Origin of the sequence: Microbispora sp. H13382 (assembly GCF_014161445.1) — a bacterium.
In the GTDB taxonomy this organism is placed as follows: Bacteria; Actinomycetota; Actinomycetes; order Streptosporangiales; family Streptosporangiaceae; genus Microbispora.
In genome coordinates this window covers 48,330-64,721 of the sequence record NZ_JABBXA010000019.1, presented here as the reverse complement: position 1 = coordinate 64,721, position 16,392 = coordinate 48,330, and the positions used below count along the sequence as shown (strand labels likewise).

At 71.0% G+C, this 16,392-nt stretch carries 14 protein-coding genes and 1 pseudogene; 10 read left to right on the top strand and 5 right to left on the bottom strand.

Features of this window, described 5'->3' with window-relative positions; translation table 11 throughout:
- Positions 1–8 precede the first annotated feature (8 nt).
- The 3 genes and pseudogenes from HHX41_RS30230 to HHX41_RS30220 form a co-directional block, all read right to left on the bottom strand.
- A pseudogene (locus HHX41_RS30230) lies at positions 9–368 on the bottom strand (globin); the annotation flags it as partial.
- A gap of 52 nt (positions 369–420) precedes the next feature.
- On the bottom strand, positions 421–1,371 hold the full coding sequence (locus tag HHX41_RS30225; RefSeq protein WP_169987597.1) for a mechanosensitive ion channel family protein: 951 nt from the start codon (positions 1,369–1,371) through the stop codon (positions 421–423).
- A gap of 537 nt (positions 1,372–1,908) precedes the next feature.
- The gene (locus HHX41_RS30220; protein WP_030509616.1) at positions 1,909–2,169 is read right to left on the bottom strand and encodes a hypothetical protein; all 261 of its coding nucleotides are present in this window, start codon (positions 2,167–2,169) and stop codon (positions 1,909–1,911) included.
- A gap of 335 nt (positions 2,170–2,504) precedes the next feature.
- Here HHX41_RS30220 and HHX41_RS30215 point away from each other — a divergent pair, with 335 nt between their 5' ends.
- From HHX41_RS30215 to purU, 4 genes are all read left to right on the top strand, one after another.
- Positions 2,505–4,094, top strand: coding sequence for a M48 family metallopeptidase (locus HHX41_RS30215; protein WP_182908668.1), 1,590 nt, complete (start codon positions 2,505–2,507; stop codon positions 4,092–4,094).
- A gap of 21 nt (positions 4,095–4,115) precedes the next feature.
- Positions 4,116–4,682 (top strand): GNAT family N-acetyltransferase, encoded by a 567-nt coding sequence (locus tag HHX41_RS30210; protein WP_310742260.1) that lies wholly within the window; start codon positions 4,116–4,118, stop codon positions 4,680–4,682.
- 256 nt (positions 4,683–4,938) lie between these two features.
- Positions 4,939–6,852 carry a tetratricopeptide repeat protein gene (locus HHX41_RS30205; protein ID WP_310742259.1) on the top strand — a complete coding sequence of 638 codons (1,914 nt, stop codon included), beginning with the start codon at positions 4,939–4,941 and terminating at the stop codon, positions 6,850–6,852.
- A 154-nt stretch (positions 6,853–7,006) separates the two neighbouring features.
- Positions 7,007–7,855 (top strand): formyltetrahydrofolate deformylase, encoded by an 849-nt coding sequence (gene purU, locus HHX41_RS30200; protein WP_169987603.1) that lies wholly within the window; start codon positions 7,007–7,009, stop codon positions 7,853–7,855.
- Positions 7,856–7,857: 2 nt separating this feature from the next.
- Here purU and HHX41_RS30195 read toward each other — a convergent pair whose 3' ends face one another.
- Positions 7,858–9,921 carry a prolyl oligopeptidase family protein gene (locus tag HHX41_RS30195; protein ID WP_182908665.1) on the bottom strand — a complete coding sequence of 688 codons (2,064 nt, stop codon included), beginning with the start codon at positions 9,919–9,921 and terminating at the stop codon, positions 7,858–7,860.
- A 299-nt stretch (positions 9,922–10,220) separates the two neighbouring features.
- On the opposite strand from HHX41_RS30195, the gene HHX41_RS30190 reads away from it, so the two are divergent.
- The 3 genes from HHX41_RS30190 to HHX41_RS30180 are packed head-to-tail and all read left to right on the top strand — an operon-like array spanning position 10,221 to position 11,824.
- A complete protein-coding gene (locus tag HHX41_RS30190) occupies positions 10,221–10,730 on the top strand; it encodes an HNH endonuclease (RefSeq protein WP_169987607.1) in 510 nt (169 codons plus the stop codon).
- Between the two features lie 5 nt (positions 10,731–10,735).
- Complete coding sequence (locus HHX41_RS30185; RefSeq protein ID WP_182908664.1) at positions 10,736–11,554, top strand: GNAT family N-acetyltransferase; 819 nt, start codon at positions 10,736–10,738, stop codon at positions 11,552–11,554.
- 51 nt (positions 11,555–11,605) lie between these two features.
- Positions 11,606–11,824, top strand: a complete 219-nt coding sequence (locus HHX41_RS30180; protein ID WP_182908663.1) for a zinc ribbon domain-containing protein — start codon at positions 11,606–11,608, stop codon at positions 11,822–11,824.
- A gap of 98 nt (positions 11,825–11,922) precedes the next feature.
- Here HHX41_RS30180 and HHX41_RS30175 read toward each other — a convergent pair whose 3' ends face one another.
- Positions 11,923–12,417 (bottom strand): YafY family protein, encoded by a 495-nt coding sequence (locus tag HHX41_RS30175; protein WP_169987615.1) that lies wholly within the window; start codon positions 12,415–12,417, stop codon positions 11,923–11,925.
- Between the two features lie 297 nt (positions 12,418–12,714).
- Here HHX41_RS30175 and HHX41_RS30170 point away from each other — a divergent pair, with 297 nt between their 5' ends.
- The 3 genes from HHX41_RS30170 to pip all read left to right on the top strand — a co-directional run bounded on the left by HHX41_RS30170 (position 12,715) and on the right by pip (position 16,388).
- Positions 12,715–14,454: an alpha/beta hydrolase domain-containing protein gene (locus tag HHX41_RS30170; RefSeq protein ID WP_182908662.1), complete on the top strand. Its 1,740-nt coding sequence runs from the start codon at positions 12,715–12,717 to the stop codon at positions 14,452–14,454.
- A gap of 346 nt (positions 14,455–14,800) precedes the next feature.
- Positions 14,801–15,274, top strand: a complete 474-nt coding sequence (locus HHX41_RS30165; RefSeq protein ID WP_182908661.1) for a hypothetical protein — start codon at positions 14,801–14,803, stop codon at positions 15,272–15,274.
- A 151-nt stretch (positions 15,275–15,425) separates the two neighbouring features.
- Positions 15,426–16,388, top strand: coding sequence for a prolyl aminopeptidase (pip, locus tag HHX41_RS30160; RefSeq protein ID WP_182908660.1), 963 nt, complete (start codon positions 15,426–15,428; stop codon positions 16,386–16,388).
- Positions 16,389–16,392 lie beyond the last annotated feature (4 nt).

Genomic DNA, 16,392 nt, shown 5'->3' with positions numbered 1-16,392 from the left:
GCTTAAGCGTTGACCATGCTGTGGGCGGCGTAGACGAGGTAGTCCCACAGCTGCTTGTCCAGCTCGGCCGGCAGCTCGAGGGAGCGCACGGCGTCGCCCATGTGCCTGAGCCAGGCGTCGCGGGCCGCGTCGTCGACGACGAACGGCACATGCCGCATCCGCAGCCGGGGGTGGCCGCGCTGCTCGCTGTAGGTCCTCGGGCCGCCCCAGTACTGCATGAGGAACAGGCGCAGCCGCTCCTCCGCGCCGGTGAGGTCCTCCTCGGGGTACATCGGGCGCAGCAGGGGGTCCTCCGCGACGCCCTGGTAGAACCGGTGGACGAGCCGCTGAAAGGTTTCCTCGCCGCCGACTGCCTCATAGAAGGACAGGGTCTGCTCGCTGGTCACGATTTCAGCCTAGGCCAGCTACCGATCGGTAATGTCAGGCGGCGAAGGTGAGGCTCTTGTCGTCGAAGGCGCGCTTCACCCGCAGGCGCAGCTCACGGGCGACCTCCAGGTGTCGCGCCGGCACGGTCCTCGCGCTGACGCGGAAGATGACGGACGAGCCTGACACCGACTCCAGGCCGAAGACCTGCGGCTCCTCGACGATGACCGTGTCCCGGTACTCCGGGTCCTCCCACATGTCGTGGGCGATGTCCGTCAGCAGGTCGCGGACCGTCGCCACGTCGCTGTCGTACGGGACCGGGACGTCCACCAGGGCCCTCGACCAGCCCTGCGACTCGTTGCCGATTCGGGTGATCGTGCCGTTGCGCACGTACCAGACCTTGCCGTCCGCGTCGCGCAGGCGGGTGATGCGGAGCGTGACGGCCTCCACCGTGCCGACGGCCACGCCGGTGTCGATCACGTCGCCCACGCCGTACTGATCCTCCAGCAGCATGAACATGCCGGCGATGAAGTCCTTGACCAGCTCCTGGGCGCCGAAGCCGACCGCCACGCCGATGATTCCGACACTCGTGAGCAGCGGCGCCAGTTCGACCCCGAGCTTCGCGAAGACCATCAACGCCGCGGTGCCGAGGATCACGACGGACGCGAGGCTCCGCAGCACCGAGCCCATCGTCTCGGCGCGTGCCCTGCGGCGCTCGGTCATGATCGCCGCCGCGGCCTCCGTGCTGGTCAGCACGGCCTTGCCGCGCAGCCGCTCCGGCAGCACGCCGACGCTGGCCCGCATGGTGAGCCGGGTGATCAGCCGGTGCACGACCTTCCGGATGATCATCGCTCCGGCCAGGATCAGGGCGATCAGCAGCAGCACGTCCACGATGCCCGCCACGAGCTGCATCCAGGCCGGAAAGTCCCTCTTCGGGAAGGCGCTGTTCAAGACGGTGCAGAAGATGCCGTCGTTGTTCTCACACGCCTTCATCACCTGCTGCCCCATCTCCGTGGGGTCCAGAACGGTCGGCTCAGGATCTGGCGTCGCGGGTGACAGCGGCAACACGAGGTGGATCCCCCTCTGGATCGGTTCAACGGCAGGTCATGAACGTAGCCAATACTGCCGACTGATCCGGCCTCCGTCACATCGCCGGGGAAGACGGAAGCGCGTCCCGTCCGGGGCCGCGGAGGGCGGACCGGACACGCTCCAGTGACGGTGTGGCAGGACGCGGGCGCGCACCCGGAAGCGTGCCCGTCGCCGTTCTCCAAGTGGGGGATCCCCCCCGATCACCGCCCGGCCCCACCTGCTCGACGGGGCCGGACGGCGGTCCATGGTGCCGGCGGGCCGGTGGGCCCGCCGGTCGTGCCGGAATGCGGACGGGTCGGGGCGGGCGGGACGCCGCAGCGTCGCCGTCGCGCCGGGGCGGCGCGACGGCCACGCTCCGCACCGGGCGTCCTGCCCGCCCCCCGAGGCCGCGGTGGATGCGGCGGCCCACGGCGACTGCGTTCTCACCGTGCTTTCACCTTGGGCCGCCGCCTTCCCCTATTCGCTCACCGCGGCGAGCACACGGGCCACCTTCGTGGCCGCTCCGGCGGGGTCGTCCGCCCGGTGCATTCGCTCACCCCAGGACCACCAGTAGTCGGCCGCCTGGCAGACGACGTTCTCCGTGAGGCTTGTCGCGTCGGGGTTGATCACGCGCACGTAGGCGCGGCCCGACGGGGTGCGCACGACTCGCGCGAGCAGGCCCCGGGCGTCGAGTTCGGCCACCAGATGCTCCAGGCGCCGGAAATCGTCCTCCCCCACCGTAGGTCCTCCTTCATTTCCGTTCGCGGGCGGAATGTGTACTTTGCGTTCCCGTCTGTTCACTCTGGTGCGCCAAAGATGGCTCACAGAAGTGCTCGGGTCAACGAGGGCGGCAAGCGGCCGAGGTGAAGGAAAACCCATGTTGGTTGAAAGAAAACCCCTATCGGGAGACGATCCTTAGTCGGCACGTTCAGGTTGGGGGCTTGGCTGCGCCAACTATGGTCCATCATTATGTTGTGGGCGGAGTGCGACGGCAGCGTCACTCTCCGTCACAAGGTGAGGACCGCTCGAGACCACGGGCTGCTAGCGCGGCCGGCCACGAGAGAGGGGCCGGAATGTCCGGCAGGCAACACAGGGAGACGGAGATCGCGCGCCGGATCCGGGCGCGGGGCCTGGCCACCGGGCGCAGCCTGGCCGAGATCGCCGAGGAGATCCACAACGACTGCGGGCCACAGTTCGGCACGACCCGGATCAAGGCACATCGCCTCTCGCACGGTGTGGCGCTCGCCGACGTGATCGAGCAGGTGCGCGCTCTCTTCGAGAGGGACGGAAAAGGCGTCCCAGGCATCGGAGAGACGCTACTGTCCGCGTACGAGTCGGGCATGAAGCGGCCCGGCCCGGAGTATCTCCACTACCTGTGCTCGGTCTATCGGGTGGAACCGCTGGCCCTCGGGTTCGAAAGCCCGTGCATCTGCGGCCACGGACACCTCGCCGAATTAAGTAGTGGAGCCCCAGAAGAGGACACACCTGACACTTCACCCGCTCCGTGGGTTGCGCCGGCCCCGTCGGGCGGCGGAACCCCCGCGATGAACGGGGGCGAGGAGGACGAGAACGTGCTACGGAGGACGCTATTGAGGCTCCTCGCCGGCGGCGCCGTGGGGGCGGCTGGCCTCCAAGAGCTCAACGAAGAGGTGCTCGGCGCGGTGGAGAACCTCCGACGGCGTATGGACGAAACCATGGTCACGGCCACCGTCTCGCCGGCGATGCTCGACCAGTGGGAGCAGGCCACTTCCGGTTTCGGGCGGCAGTACATGAACACCCCGCCCGTACGGCTGCTCTGCGACGTCATGCTGGAGTTCACCGCGGTGCGCAAGGCCCTGGACCGCCGCCAGCCCATCGACGTGCAGGAGCGGCTGTGCCGGATGGCCGCCCAGCTCGCCGGGCTCTCCGGGATGATCATGATCGACCTGGGGGACCAGCGGTTGGCCCGCTCGTTCTTCCGCACCGGCAGGATGGCGGCGGACGAGACCGGAGACCGCGCCCTGCGTGCCTGGGTCACCGCCCGCGAGGCGCTGGTGCCGCTCTACTACGGCGACCCGCGGGAGGCGCTCACGCTGGCGAAGAAGAGCCGCGACCTGGCCGGCCACACCCCGTGCGCCGCCCGGACCATGGCGCCGGTCGTCGAAGCGAGGGCGCTGGCGAAGATCGCCGGCGTCAACGGCTCGCGGCACGAGGTGGTCGAACAGGCCAAGCGGGCCCTGCACCGCGCCCGGGCGGCCTTCCAGCAGATGAGCGACAGCGACCGGGAGGACCCGGCCTTCGGCTACACCGAGCGGCAGCTCTACTTCTACCAGGGCGACGTCCTGGTGAAGCTGGGGCAGACCGTGGAGGCCGACGTGATCCTGCAGCAGGCGCTCGACAAGTACACGGACGAGGACCTGCTCGACCAGACCCTGATCCGGTTCGACCGGGCGATGTGCCGGCTCATCGACGGCGACGTCGAGGCAGCGCTCAAGCTGGGTCAGGAGGCCATCGACCTGGTCGACAAGGACTACCGGACCGACCTGCTGCTCAAACCGGCGTACGACCTGGCGAAGGCGATCAGGGCCAAGCACGGCGACTCCGCCCGGTTGCAGGAATTCTGCGAGGTGATCAAGCAGAGCCGCGTCACGATCCCGCCGGAGCTGATCCGGGACGTCGGGTGACGTGGATAGCAAGGAGGACGTGTGGCAGGAGACGCGCTGGCGGGTGATCTCGAGCCGGGAGATCCCGTGAGAGGCGGGGAGAGCGGGATCGCGCCGCTGAGGATCCGGCGGTACCGCTGGTCGGATCTCGACGCGGTGTGGTCCCTCCATCAGATCGGCCTGGCCCAGGTGGGTGTGGTGCCGGGTGACGGCGTCTACTACGACGACGACTTCCCCCGGATCACCGAGATCTACCTGGCGGCCGGGGGTGACTTCCTCGTCGGAGAGGTGCCCGGGGCGGGGCTCGTCGCGATGGGCGGCCTGCGGCGCATCGACGCCGACACGGCCGAGATGTGCCGGCTGCGCGTCCACCCCGAACACCAGCGGCGCGGCTACGGCGCGCGGATCACGCAGGAGCTCGAGGAGCGGGCACGGCGGCTCGGATACTCGACGTTGCGTGGTGACACCACCCTGCGTCAGGTCGCCGCGCTGGAGCTCTACCGCAAATCCGGCTGGCGGGAGTTGCGGCGCGAGGTATGCGGTGACAACGTGGTGATTTATATCGAGAAGCAGCTGAATGGCGTGGTCTCCCCGCTTTTCTCCCGATAGATAATGCTTCCATCCCTTGGCGGATAGCTGATCCCTGCGAATACTTGTGCCTTGTCCGCAAGAGTGGGGAAAGAGGCGTGATGAAGAAGATCATTATCCGTAAGCCGGGGACGACCAAGCTGAGCGGCACCTCGAGTGTGATCCACAAGGGGTGAGGGACCTCCCGAGCCACATCTGGGTCCGGGGAGACCTCTCCCGCGACCGCGTAGCGGCCCTCCGAGCGCTGGGGAATCACGCCTTGGAGGTGCCGCCCCCAGTGGTGCCCGTCGTCAACGGGCACCGTCGGCTACGCGGTCCGTACACGATCGGTGGCGCGCTGCTGCGCGCCCTCGTCCCGGTCGCCTTGGAGCGTTCCCCGGGCCTGGTGGCGGAACACGACATCGAGATCCGCGCCGTCGCACCCGGCCTGCGCCCTCTGGTGCCGGCGCGACGCCGGCTCATCGAGGACGGCCTGACCGAAGACGAGCGGATCCTCGTGCCCGCGCCACGTCGCACGCTGCGGATCGCCAACGGCGTCGCCGAGTTCGTCCGCGACTGCCTGGAGGAACCGCGGACGCTGCTGGTGGACAACCTGCACGAGGCGGATCCGGCCGACCGCGAACTGCTGCGCGTCCTCGCGCGCCGGGTGCCCGGCCTGACGCTGGCCGTGGGCTCGGCCGAGCCGCCGTGGGAGGGCATGCGGCCGGTGGAGGCGCGGGCCCAGGGCGGGCCGCCCGACGACTACGTCGCCTCGGACGGCACCTCCGACGACCCCCGGGCCTACCGGGCGTACCTGTCGCTGCCGCCGGAGGAACGCGCGCGCCGGCACGACCGGCGCGCCGCCGAGCTGAGGGCCGGCGCCGCCGCGGCGGAGTACGCCCTGGGCGCGGTGCCGTACCACCTGGAGCACGGCGGCGACACGGACGCCGCGGCGCAGGCGCTGTGGGCGGCGGTGGACCACTGCGTCACCGAGGGGTTCCTGCACGCGGTCGCGGAGTTGGGCTCGCGCGGCCTGCGGCTGGTGGAGCCGGGTTCGGACCTGTGGTGGCGCTTCACCCAGCGCACCGCGACCGCCCTGGCGGGGCTGGGCCGGCGCGCGCACGCGCAGGAGTTGTACGACCACGCCCGGCGGGTCAGCGTCGATCCCGCCGTGCACGCGGCCGCCGCGTACGGCACGGCGATGCTCGACGCGCGCGAACGCGATCCGGCACGGCGGGACCTGGTCAGGGCCAGGGCCTGGATCAACGAGGCGATAGCGATCTCCACGCTGCTGCCCGACCGGCGGACGCGGGCCTTCAAGCTCGGGTTCGACCAGAACGCCCGCGCGCTGATCGAGCTGCGGGAGGGGCGGGCCGACGATGCGCTCGGCCTGGTGCAGTCGGCCATCGACCTGGCCGAGCGCGATCTGCCGCCGGGCGCCCATCCCGTGCACCGGATGGTGCTGTTCGCCAACCGTGCGCAGCTTCTCGCGCGCCTGGGCCGCACGCGGGAGGCGCTGGCCGACTTCGACCGGGCCGTCGCGATCGATCCGGGCTTCCCCGACCACTATCTCGACCGGGGCAACCTGTTGTTCGAGATGGGACGTACCGGCGAGGCGCTGGCCGACTACGAGACCGCGATCCGGGTGAGCCCGCCGCTGCCCGAGGCGTACTACAACCGGGCCGAGCTGCGCCTGGCCGGCGGGGATCTGGACGGCGCCCGGGCCGACCTCGACCACGTGCTCGAACTCGATCCGGGCTACCTCGACGCCTACGTCAACCGGGCCGGCGTGCTGGAGATGCTCGGCGAGCACGAGGCCGCCAGGCGCGACGTCGAGGCGGGGCTCGCCCTCGACCCCGGCAACGCGCACCTGCACGGGGTGCTGGGGCAGCTGGAGACCGAGGCAGGTCGCTACGCGGAGGCCGCCCTGGCCTTCGACGCGGCGCTGGCCGCCGACACCCGGCTGGCCTCGGCCTGGGCGAACCGCGCGACCCTGCGGTTCGAGACCGGCGACGCGCCGGGCGCGGTCGACGACCTGACCCGGGCGATCGAGCTGGGCGAGGACGCGGCACTGTACTTCAACCGGTCCACCGCCCTCGACGCGCTCGGCCGGGGCAGGGAGGCACTGGCCGACCTGCGCCGGGCGCTGGCCCTGGCCCCCGACGACCCCGACGTACGCGCGGCGCTGGAGCGGCACGAGAAGGAGGGGTGACGGGGCCGGGGACGACGGTCACGCCGAGGTGCCGAGGAGCCGCTCGACGGCATCCGCGAGGCCGGCCGGTCGTCCCGTCCCCGCCTGCCCGCACCTCCCGGGTCGCTGGCCCTACCCTTGAACCCGATACGTCACCCCTGTCGAGGATCTGAGCATGAGCGCTGAATACGTGCTGACCCTGTCCTGCCCGGACCGGCCCGGAGTGGTCGCGGCCGTCTCCGGGCTGCTGGCCCGGAAGGGCTGCAACATCATCGAGAGCCAGCAGTTCGGCGACCCGGTCGAGGAGCGGTTCTTCATGCGGGTGCAGTTCTCCAGCGGGTTCGCCGTCGACGAGCTGCGGGCCGAGTTCGCCTCGCTCGCGCCGGAGTTCGCCATGGAGTTCCAGCTCTTCGATCTCGCGGTGCGGACCCGGGTGCTGGTGCTCGTCAGCCGGTTCGACCACTGCCTCAACGACCTGCTCTACCGCGTGCGCTCGGGGCTGCTGCCGATCGAGATCGTGGGTGTGGCGTCCAACCATCCCGACCTGCGCCCGCTCACCCAGTCGTCCGGCGTGGACTACCACCACCTGCCGGTCACCCCGGAGACCAAGCCGCGGCAGGAGGCGGAGATCCTCACCCTGGTCGACCACTACCAGGCCGACCTGGTGGTGCTGGCCCGCTACATGCAGGTCCTGTCGGAGGACATGTGCGCCAAGCTCGCCGGGCGCATGATCAACATCCACCACTCGTTCCTGCCGTCGTTCAAGGGCGCCAAGCCGTACCACCAGGCGTACTCCCGGGGTGTGAAGCTGATCGGCGCCACGGCGCACTACGTGACGCCCGACCTGGACGAAGGGCCGATCATCGAGCAGGAGGTCGCGCGGGTGAACCACACCCACTCGGCGGAGGACCTCGCCGCGATCGGCCGCGACCTCGAATGCCAGGCGCTGGGCCGGGCCGTCCGCTGGCACGCGGAGCACCGCGTGCTGCTGGACGGCCACAAGACCGTCATCTTCCCCCGCTGAGATCAGCCCACCTTCAGGCCGGTGTGCCGGGCCAGGAAGGCGAGCTGGTCGGCCGAGAGCTCGACCGACCGGCTCACGGCCCGGGCGCCGTGACCCACCTCGGTCTCGTTGCGCAGCAGGATCGGGCGGTCGCCCTCCTGCGCGTGCTGCAGGGCCGCCGCCATCTTCCACGCGTGCAGGGGATGGACGCGGGTGTCCGAGGCGAACACGGCGAACAGCGTGGCCGGGTAGGACACCCCCTCGCGGACATGGTGGTACGGCGAGTAGCCCCACAGCCAGGCGAACTCCTCCGGCGCCTCGGCGGAGCCGTACTCGACGTTCCAGGTCGCCCCGAGACCGAACTTCTCGTAGCGCACCATGTCGAGCAGCGGGGCAGAGCAGACGACGGCCGCGTACAGGTCGGGGCGCTGCGTGAGCGCCGCGCCGACGAGCAGGCCGCCGTTGGAGCCGCCGGAGATGGCCAGCCGGTCGGGGCTGGTGACACCGGTGGCGACGAGGTGCTCGGCCGCGGCGTGCAGGTCGTCGAAGACGTTCTGCTTGTTGCCGAGCATGCCGGCCCGGTGCCACTGCTCGCCCTCCTCGCCGCCGCCGCGGAGCTGGGCGACGGCGTAGACGCCGCCCGCCTCGACCCACGCCAGCGTGGTGGCGGAGAAGCCCGGGTTCATTGAGATCCCGAAGCCGCCGTAGCCGTACAGGATGGTGGGGCGGGGCCCCGAGCCGGGGCGCGAGGTGACCAGCATGCGCACCTCGGTGCCGTCCTTCGACCGGTAGACCACCTGCTCGGTGGTCGCCTCGGGCACCTCCACCGCGCCGGGCGGCGCCTCCCAGAGCGTGGTCTCGCCGGTCAGCGCGTCGTAGCGGTACACCGCGGTCGGGGTGATCTCGTCGGTGTAGCTGAACCAGGCCTCGTGCCCGCCCTCCGGCCGCTCGACGATCCCGCCGATCGAGCCGAGCCCCGGCAGCGGGACCTCGCCGGTCCGCTCGCCGCTCTCCAGCGCGTGCACGGAGATCTCGCCGATCGCGTGCCGGGTCCAGCCGACGAGCAGGACCGGCTCGGCCATGCCGTCGAGGATCGCGAAGTCGGACAGCACCGCCTCGGCGTCCTCGGGGATCAGGTCGCGCCAGTGCTCCGGACCGGGGGTCTGGGGCGAGGTGACGCAGACGCGCCCGCGCGGGGCGTCCCGGTCGGTGAAGACGTAGAGCCGCCCGTCGCGGCCGAAGTGGAGCCCGGTCTGGGCGTCGACGTCCTGCTGCACGGTGACCAGTTCCGGCGCCTCGGGCGACGAGGCGACCAGGTCGGCCACCCACAGGTCGTTGCGCGGGGCCGTCCCCCGCGAGGCGGAGATCGACAGCCACCTGCCGTCGAGGGAGACCGACACCCCGTAGTAGTTGGTCTTCTCCAGGCCCTCTCCGAAGACCAGCACGTCGTCGTCGGGGGAGGTGCCGACGCGGTGCAGGTAGACGCGGCGGTGGTACTGCTCCTCGCCGGCCGGGACCAGCGATGGCGCCAGCCTGCGTACGTAGTAGAACGCCTCGCCGCCGGGCAGCCAGGCCACGGGGGAGTAGCGGCAGCGGTCGATCGGTCCCTCGACGACCTCTCCCGTCGCCACGTCGACGACGTACAGGCGCGACTCCTCGTCGCCGCCGACGGAGATCTGGTACGCCAGCCGGTTGCCCTCCTTGTCCGGCTGGTAGGAGTCGAGCGTGGTCAGGCCCGAGGGATCGAGGGCGGTGGGGTCGAGCAGCACGCGCTCGCCGTCTCCCTCCCCGACGTACAGGACCGGGTGCTCCTGGTCGGGAGCCCGGCGGGTGAAGAAGCGGCGCTCCCCGCGCCAGGACGGCGTCCCCACCGACCCGGAGCGCAGCAGTTCGGCGACGCGCTCGCGGAAGTGGTCGCGCCCTTCCAGTTCGGCGGACCGGAACAGGATCTCCTGCGCGTCGAGCCACTCCTTCGTCGCCGGATCGTCCGGATCCTCCAGCCACCGGTACGGGTCGGGGACGGGCGTTCCGTGGAGATCGTCGACGATGTCGTCACGGTGGGCTGGCGGGTACGGCGGTCGGCTCATGCTGGCACTTTAAATCAGCCGGGCGACTGCGACGGTACATCGTCCGTACCCGGCCAAGACGGGAATAAAGGGGTGATCGGCTGGGCATAGAAGCAGCAGGCGTCCCAGTCGTTCACCTCGCAGACCCTTTTATGGGTGGCGAAGGGGTCGCCGAAAAGGCCACACTTTGGTGAAGGGCGGTGCCGTGGTGACGATCCGCTGGGCCGTCCGGCGGAGGTCCCTGTGACGGAAGCACCCGGGTCCCAACAGGCGGGGCCACAACCCAGGCGCACAGCCGAGATCGCTGTGGAGGCCGGCTGATGCGCCAAGTCCTGCTCCTCAATGCCACATACGAGCCGCTGACCACGCTCTCCCTGCACCGGGCCGTCATCCTGGTGCTCAGAGAGAAGGCGGACGTCGTGCACCGCGACGGCCGGGGCGCGGTTCTGCGCTCGGCCACCCGCACGCTCGACGTCCCGTCGGTGATCCGGCTCCGGCGCTACGTCCGCATTCCCTACCGGACGCGGATCCCGCTCACCCGCGCGGCGCTCATGCGCCGGGACAACTTCCGCTGCGCCTACTGCGGCCAGCGGGCCGAGACCATCGACCACGTCATCCCGCGTTCCCGGGGAGGCCCCCACACCTGGGAGAACTGCGTCGCTTCGTGCACGCCGTGCAACCACCGGAAGGCCGACAGGCTGCTGGAGGAGCTGGGGTGGGCGTTGCCCGTCGCCCCCGTGGTGCCGCACGGCGCGCACTGGCGGCTCATCGGCGCGCAACTCGACGGCGATCCGCAGTGGGCGCCCTACCTGTCGGAGACGGCGGCCTGACGGGCATGCGCTGGACGATCACCGATGAGGTGGAGGAGTATGCCGCGGCGGCCGAGCCCTGGCTGCTGCGCGATCCCGTCCGCAACACGGTCATGCTGACCGCGTTGCGCGGAATCCGCAGCGGCCAGTTCGCCGGCGACTGCCTGCTGGCCTGGCTGGAGGAGGACGACGGCACGGTGGCGGGGGCGGCCTGCCGGACGCCGCCGTACCCGCTCGCGCTCGGCGACGTCCCGCTCACGGCGCTTCCCCTGCTGGCGCGCGAGCTGATCGAGATGGATGAGGACGTGTCCGAGGTCGGCGGTCCGGTGGCCGCCGCGGAGGCGTTCGCGGATGCCTGGTGGCGGCCGGAGACGCACCGGCGGTCCGAGCGCCTCTACCGGCTCGGCGCGCTCCGGGCACCCTCCGCGGCGGGGAAGCCCCGTGTCGCCGGCCCCGACGACCTGGCGATGGCCGTGCGCTTCTTCCGGGAATTCCAGGGGGAGGCGCACGTGGACAGTACGGCCGATCCCAGCCCGGTCGTCGCCGCGCGTATCAACCGCGAGGAACTGGTCTGGTGGGAGGACGACGACCGGCCAGTGTCCATCGCGGGGGCCTCCGCGCCGATCGCCGGGATGTCCCGGATCGGGCCCGTCTACACGCCGCCCGATCTGCGCGGGCGCGGATACGGCAGCGCCGTCACCCACGCGGCCAGCAGGAAGGCGCTCGACGACGGCGCGACCGAGGTGCTGCTGTTCACCGATCTGAGCAACCCGACGTCGAACTCCATCTACCAGCGGCTCGGTTTCCGGCCCGTCACGGACTTCGCGAGCATCCAGTTCGGGTGATTCGGGCGCCGCCCGATGCCGTACGGCGGTCGCGGGTCGTAATCTGGACGCATGCCTCGCTATGACTACCGTTGCCGCGCGTGCGGATCGACGTTCGAGCTCAACCGTCCCATGGCCGAGGCCGGTGACCGGGCGGTGTGCCCCTCCGGCCACGACGACACCGTGAAGCTGCTGTCCACCGTGGCCGTCACGGGCAGGGCGTCCGGGACCTCCGCCGCCCGGCCGGCGGGAGGCGGTGGCGGCTGCTGCGGCGGTGGCTGCTGCGGCTGACGCGCGTACGGCAGTGCGGCCCGGGGCGTCACGCCCCGGGCCGCACGGCATGCCTCGGCCGGTCCTGCCGGCCGAGGCATGCCGTGTGAGGGCAGGGGTCAGGCCGCGGACGGGCGCCTGACCCGCGCGCGTCGCTGGAACGGCAGGTAGCGCTGCGGCAGGTGGGGACGGGCCGGCAGGTCGGTCGGCTCGACCGCCAGGATCCGGTCGAAGCGGAAGGCCCTGATCGAGCGGCGCATGCGGCACCAGCCGACCAGGTACCAGAACTCTCCGTGGACCAGGCAGGTCACCGGCTCGACGTCGCGGACGGTCATCCGGCCGGCGGCGTCGTGATACTGGATGCGGATCACCAGGCGCGCGGTGATCGCGTTGGCCACCGCCCGTGCCCGGCGGGCGACGTCGGTGGGCAGCGGGGTGGTCAGAGTGGTCAGGGTCGTGGCGATGACGTCGTCGTCCAGATCGAGGTGCTCGAAGACGTGGCGCAGGCCGCGCCGGGCGGTGACCGACTGGGGGCCGGCACCGAGGTGAGCGAGCGACAGGGCGAGGGCGGCGAGTTCCTCGGCGGTCAGCGAGTGCCGAATGACGTTGGCCATATCTCGACAATAACGACGAGGACTGACATTTTTCCGAACGTCTTATCGGATGGTCAGCATCATGTCGCCGCCGTGCCAGCCATTACTTCCCTGTACGGCGGTCGGGGTTGGTCGCCCGCGCCCGAGCCGGGGTTTGGCGCGTTTGGCAAGCAGCGCCACCGTCTTTCGTTGTTTTCGCAAAAAGTTTGATAGCTGCAAGACTATCTTTCGTCCGATCTGACAGTTAGTCTCTGCGCCAGAGACAGCGCGCTGATCCGGACGATCCCCCCACCCGGCCTCTCGCAGCGAGGTGAAGTTTTGCCTGCTCTTCTTCCCAATCTCCGGACCGTTCACCGACGACTCGCCGCGCTCGGCCTCGCCGGCGCGCTGACCGTTCCCCTCGGACTCGCCGCTCCCGCGAGCGCGTCCGGGCCCGCCCGGAGCGAGGCCGCGCCCCGCCCGTCCACCGCGACCGGCGACAGCGTCGCGAACCCCGTGCTCACGGGACCGATCGCCCGCACCACCCCCGTCGGGGATCCCGCGCACGGCTACCCGTTCCTCGCCACCGACGTCGACCTGAAGGCGGCGGGCTACGTCGAGCAGGAGTTCTTCGTCTCCGGCACGGCGACGGGCTACGCGACCCCCGGCACGGGCACCGCGACCGCCGTCAGCATGGGCAACCCGTACAGCACGCGCATCGTCGTACGCCGCCCGGTCAAGGCCCGGACGTTCAACGGGGTCGTGATCGCCGAGTGGTACAACGTCAGCAATCAGTGGGACCAGGAGGTCGACTGGTTCCAGTCGCACGAGCATCTACTCCGGGAGGGGTACGCCTGGGTCGGCGTCTCCGCCCAGCGCGCCGGAGTGCACTCCGCGACCGGACTCAAGGCGTGGAGCCCGGCCCGCTACGGAGCCCTCGACGTGACCGCGGGCGGGACGATCAACGACGACAGCCTCTCCTACGACATCTTCAGTCAGGCGGTGAAGGCCGTCCGCAGTCCGGCGGGCGCCGACCCGCTCGGCGAGCTGCCCCCGCCCCGGTACGTGATCGCCACCGGCCACTCGCAGTCGGCCGGTCGCCTCGCGAACTACTACAACGGCGTCCAGCCGCTCGCGAACGTCCTCGACGCGGTCGTCCTGCACGGCGGCGGTGGCCCGCTGCGCACCGACCTCGCGACGCCGGTGTTCCGGATCAACTCCGAGGGCGACGTGAGCAGCGGCATCCTGTCGGCGGCGGCCCGCGCTCAGGCCGACTCGGCGGTCCTGACCAGCTGGGAGGTGGCCGGCGCGTCGCACGGCGACTGGAAACTCATCAGAGACTACGGACCGCTGCGCAAGCGTGACATCGGCACGTACCCCGGCGGTTACCCGGGCGAGCCGCAGACGTGCACGCTGCCCTCGTTGTCCCGCATTCCGCAGCACATGGTGCAGAACGCGGTCTACGACCACACCGTCGCCTGGGTCGCCCACGGCGTGCGGCCCCCGGCGGCTCCCAAGATCCAGATGACGAACACGACTCCGCCGGCGGTCGCGCGTGACGGCCTCGGCGTCGCGCTCGGCGGCATCCGGCTGGCCCAGCAGGAGGCGCCGCTGCGCGTCAACAGCGGCAGCAACACCGGCCCGGGCTTCTGCTTCCTCGACGGCAGCTCGGTGCCACTGGCCGACGCGCGCCTCGCGGAGCTCTACCCGACCGTGCGGTCGTACGCCGACGAGGTCGTCGGGACGACGCTCGCCGACGTCGAGGCCGGGTACATCCCCCGGTCGTTCACCCGCGATCCCGCGTGGTACTCCGACATCCGCGACCTGATCGGCGAGTACGCCGCCGCCGGTCGTATCGCCGGGCCTGTCGCGTCCTCCCTGGAGGACCGTCTCCGGCACGCCGAGCGGGCCGGTCTCGCCGGTGACGCGCCCCCTGCCATCGCCCACCTGCGGCAACTCGCCGAGCGTGCGGACAGGCATGTCGAGGACGACGCGGCGAGGGCCGGAGTGCTGCGTGTGACCGAGGCGCTCATCGCGCTCCTCGCCGAGGCACGGAAGGCGGAGCACAAGGGCCGCTAGACACGGTCCGCTCCGGCGGGCGGGTCCGCGGGTGTGCCACTCACGCCCGCGGACCGTCCGCGGCTGTGAATCTTTCACCGAACCGGCTCTGTTCAGAAATCCCATCGATCTCCGCGGTCGCGGAATTCCGGCGGGCCACCGGCACGAATTCCCCGATTCCCGCTGCATACCGAGTCATGACGGCCGGACCTGACCGGTACCGCTTTTCCGGTCCTCGGCGACGTGCGGTTTTCGCGTTCGGGACGACCAGGCCTTCCGGCCCCGCCGAAAACGCCGGTCATTGACGGCGCCCAGGGGAGGTGGTGCATTCGCTGTGGCTGTTGTCGGAGACGGGAGAGGGCATTTGATGTTCGCGGTGAATTCGGCCAGGAGGGTGCTCGCGCTCGGTGCGGCGCTCGTGACGACCGGCGTGCTGAGCGTGGCGCTCGCGCCCACCCCGGCCATGGCGTCCACCATCACGCTACAGGCGACGATCGACTGCTCCAACTACAACAGTTTCGGGGACACCAGGGACTGGTATCCCATCGGCCCCAGCGTCAGCGCCTCGCCGTACGGGACAGGAGGGGCCGGCACCGTGGTCGCGGTCCCGGCCACGCACGCGTGGCAGATCACGCACACACTGCCCAGCGGGACGACGTCCGTCGGCGCCTCCGGCAGGTGCAGCGAAGGCCACCAGTACGACTTCTTGGGCTCGACCGCCAGTATCAGCATCCCCGCGGGCGTCACCACGGTGACGGCCACCTGGAGCTGCAGCACTGCTCCGGTCTATCCCGGCCCGTGGATGACCAACTGCAGCGTGCAGTCGGTCTCGTACAGCTGATCGCTCCCGGGGCACCGAGCGCGTGAACGCGGGCCGCTCCGGCGGGCCGTGCGGGGCGGGGACGCCGGCACCGGGGTGAGCGGGCGACGGCCCGTCCGCCGCCGGGGAAAACCGCTTCCCCGCCCATGGCGATCACTGTAGTTTCTCCGGCGTGCATCCCCCCATAGAGCCGTACGACCACGGCTATCTGGACACCGGCGACGGCCATCTCGTCTACTGGGAGGTCTGCGGAAACCCCGAGGGCAAGCCCGCACTCGTCGTCCACGGCGGCCCCGGCTCGGGCTGCACACCGGGCCGGCGCCGGGCCTTCGACCCCGCACGCTACCGCGTCATCCTGTTCGACCAGCGCAACTGCGGCCGGAGCCTGCCCCACGCGAGCGACCCGGCGGCCGACCTGACGACCAACACCACCCATCACCTGGTCGCGGACATGGAACGGCTGCGTGAGCGTCTCGGGGTCGAGCGGTGGCTGCTCCACGGCGGGTCCTGGGGATCCACGCTCATCCTCGCCTACGCCGAAGCCCACCCCGAGCGGGTGTCGGAGATCGTCATCGCGGGCGTCACGATGACCCGCCGCTCCGAGATCGACTGGCTCTACCGGGGAGTCCGCCGGTTCCTCCCGGAGCAATGGCAGCGCTTCCGCTCGGGAGTCCCCGAAGACCGGCGCGACGGCGACCTGGTCGCCGCCTACGCGCGGCTGATGTCCGACCCCGACCCCGGCGTAAGGGCCAGGGCGGTTCACGACTGGGTGACGTGGGAGGACGCGGTGATCTCCCACGAGGTCAACGGCAAACCGGACGCCTACAGCGACCGGCCCACCCCGGCGCTGCAGGCGTTCGTCCGCATCTGCACGCACTACTTCTCGAACGCCGCGTGGCTGGAGGAGGGCGTGCTGCTCCGCGACGCGTACCGGCTGGCGGGCATCCCCGGCGTGCTCGTCCACGGCCGCCTCGACCTGGGCGGACCGCTGGAGACCGCCTGGCAGCTCGCCCAGGCGTGGCCGGACGCGCGCCTGGTCGTCGTGGACGACGCGGGCCACACCGGCGGCGACGCCATGAGCCGGGAGATCCTGGCGGCGCTGGACGGCTTCGCGGGCGCCGCGAACGGGCGGTGACCCG

Bases quoted from the DNA above. Each gene is read 5' to 3' on its own strand.
- HHX41_RS30180 (WP_182908663.1), top strand. From the start codon at position 11,606: ATGCCTCGCTATGACTACCGTTGCCGCGCGTGCGGATCGACGTTCGAG.
- HHX41_RS30195 (WP_182908665.1), bottom strand. From the start codon at position 9,921: ATGAGCCGACCGCCGTACCCGCCAGCCCACCGTGACGACATCGTCGAC.
- HHX41_RS30190 (WP_169987607.1), top strand. From the start codon at position 10,221: ATGCGCCAAGTCCTGCTCCTCAATGCCACATACGAGCCGCTGACCACG.
- HHX41_RS30215 (WP_182908668.1), top strand. From the start codon at position 2,505: ATGTCCGGCAGGCAACACAGGGAGACGGAGATCGCGCGCCGGATCCGG.
- HHX41_RS30165 (WP_182908661.1), top strand. From the start codon at position 14,801: ATGTTCGCGGTGAATTCGGCCAGGAGGGTGCTCGCGCTCGGTGCGGCG.
- HHX41_RS30185 (WP_182908664.1), top strand. From the start codon at position 10,736: ATGCGCTGGACGATCACCGATGAGGTGGAGGAGTATGCCGCGGCGGCC.
- purU (WP_169987603.1), top strand. From the start codon at position 7,007: ATGAGCGCTGAATACGTGCTGACCCTGTCCTGCCCGGACCGGCCCGGA.
- HHX41_RS30225 (WP_169987597.1), bottom strand. From the start codon at position 1,371: ATGGGGCAGCAGGTGATGAAGGCGTGTGAGAACAACGACGGCATCTTC.
- HHX41_RS30175 (WP_169987615.1), bottom strand. From the start codon at position 12,417: ATGGCCAACGTCATTCGGCACTCGCTGACCGCCGAGGAACTCGCCGCC.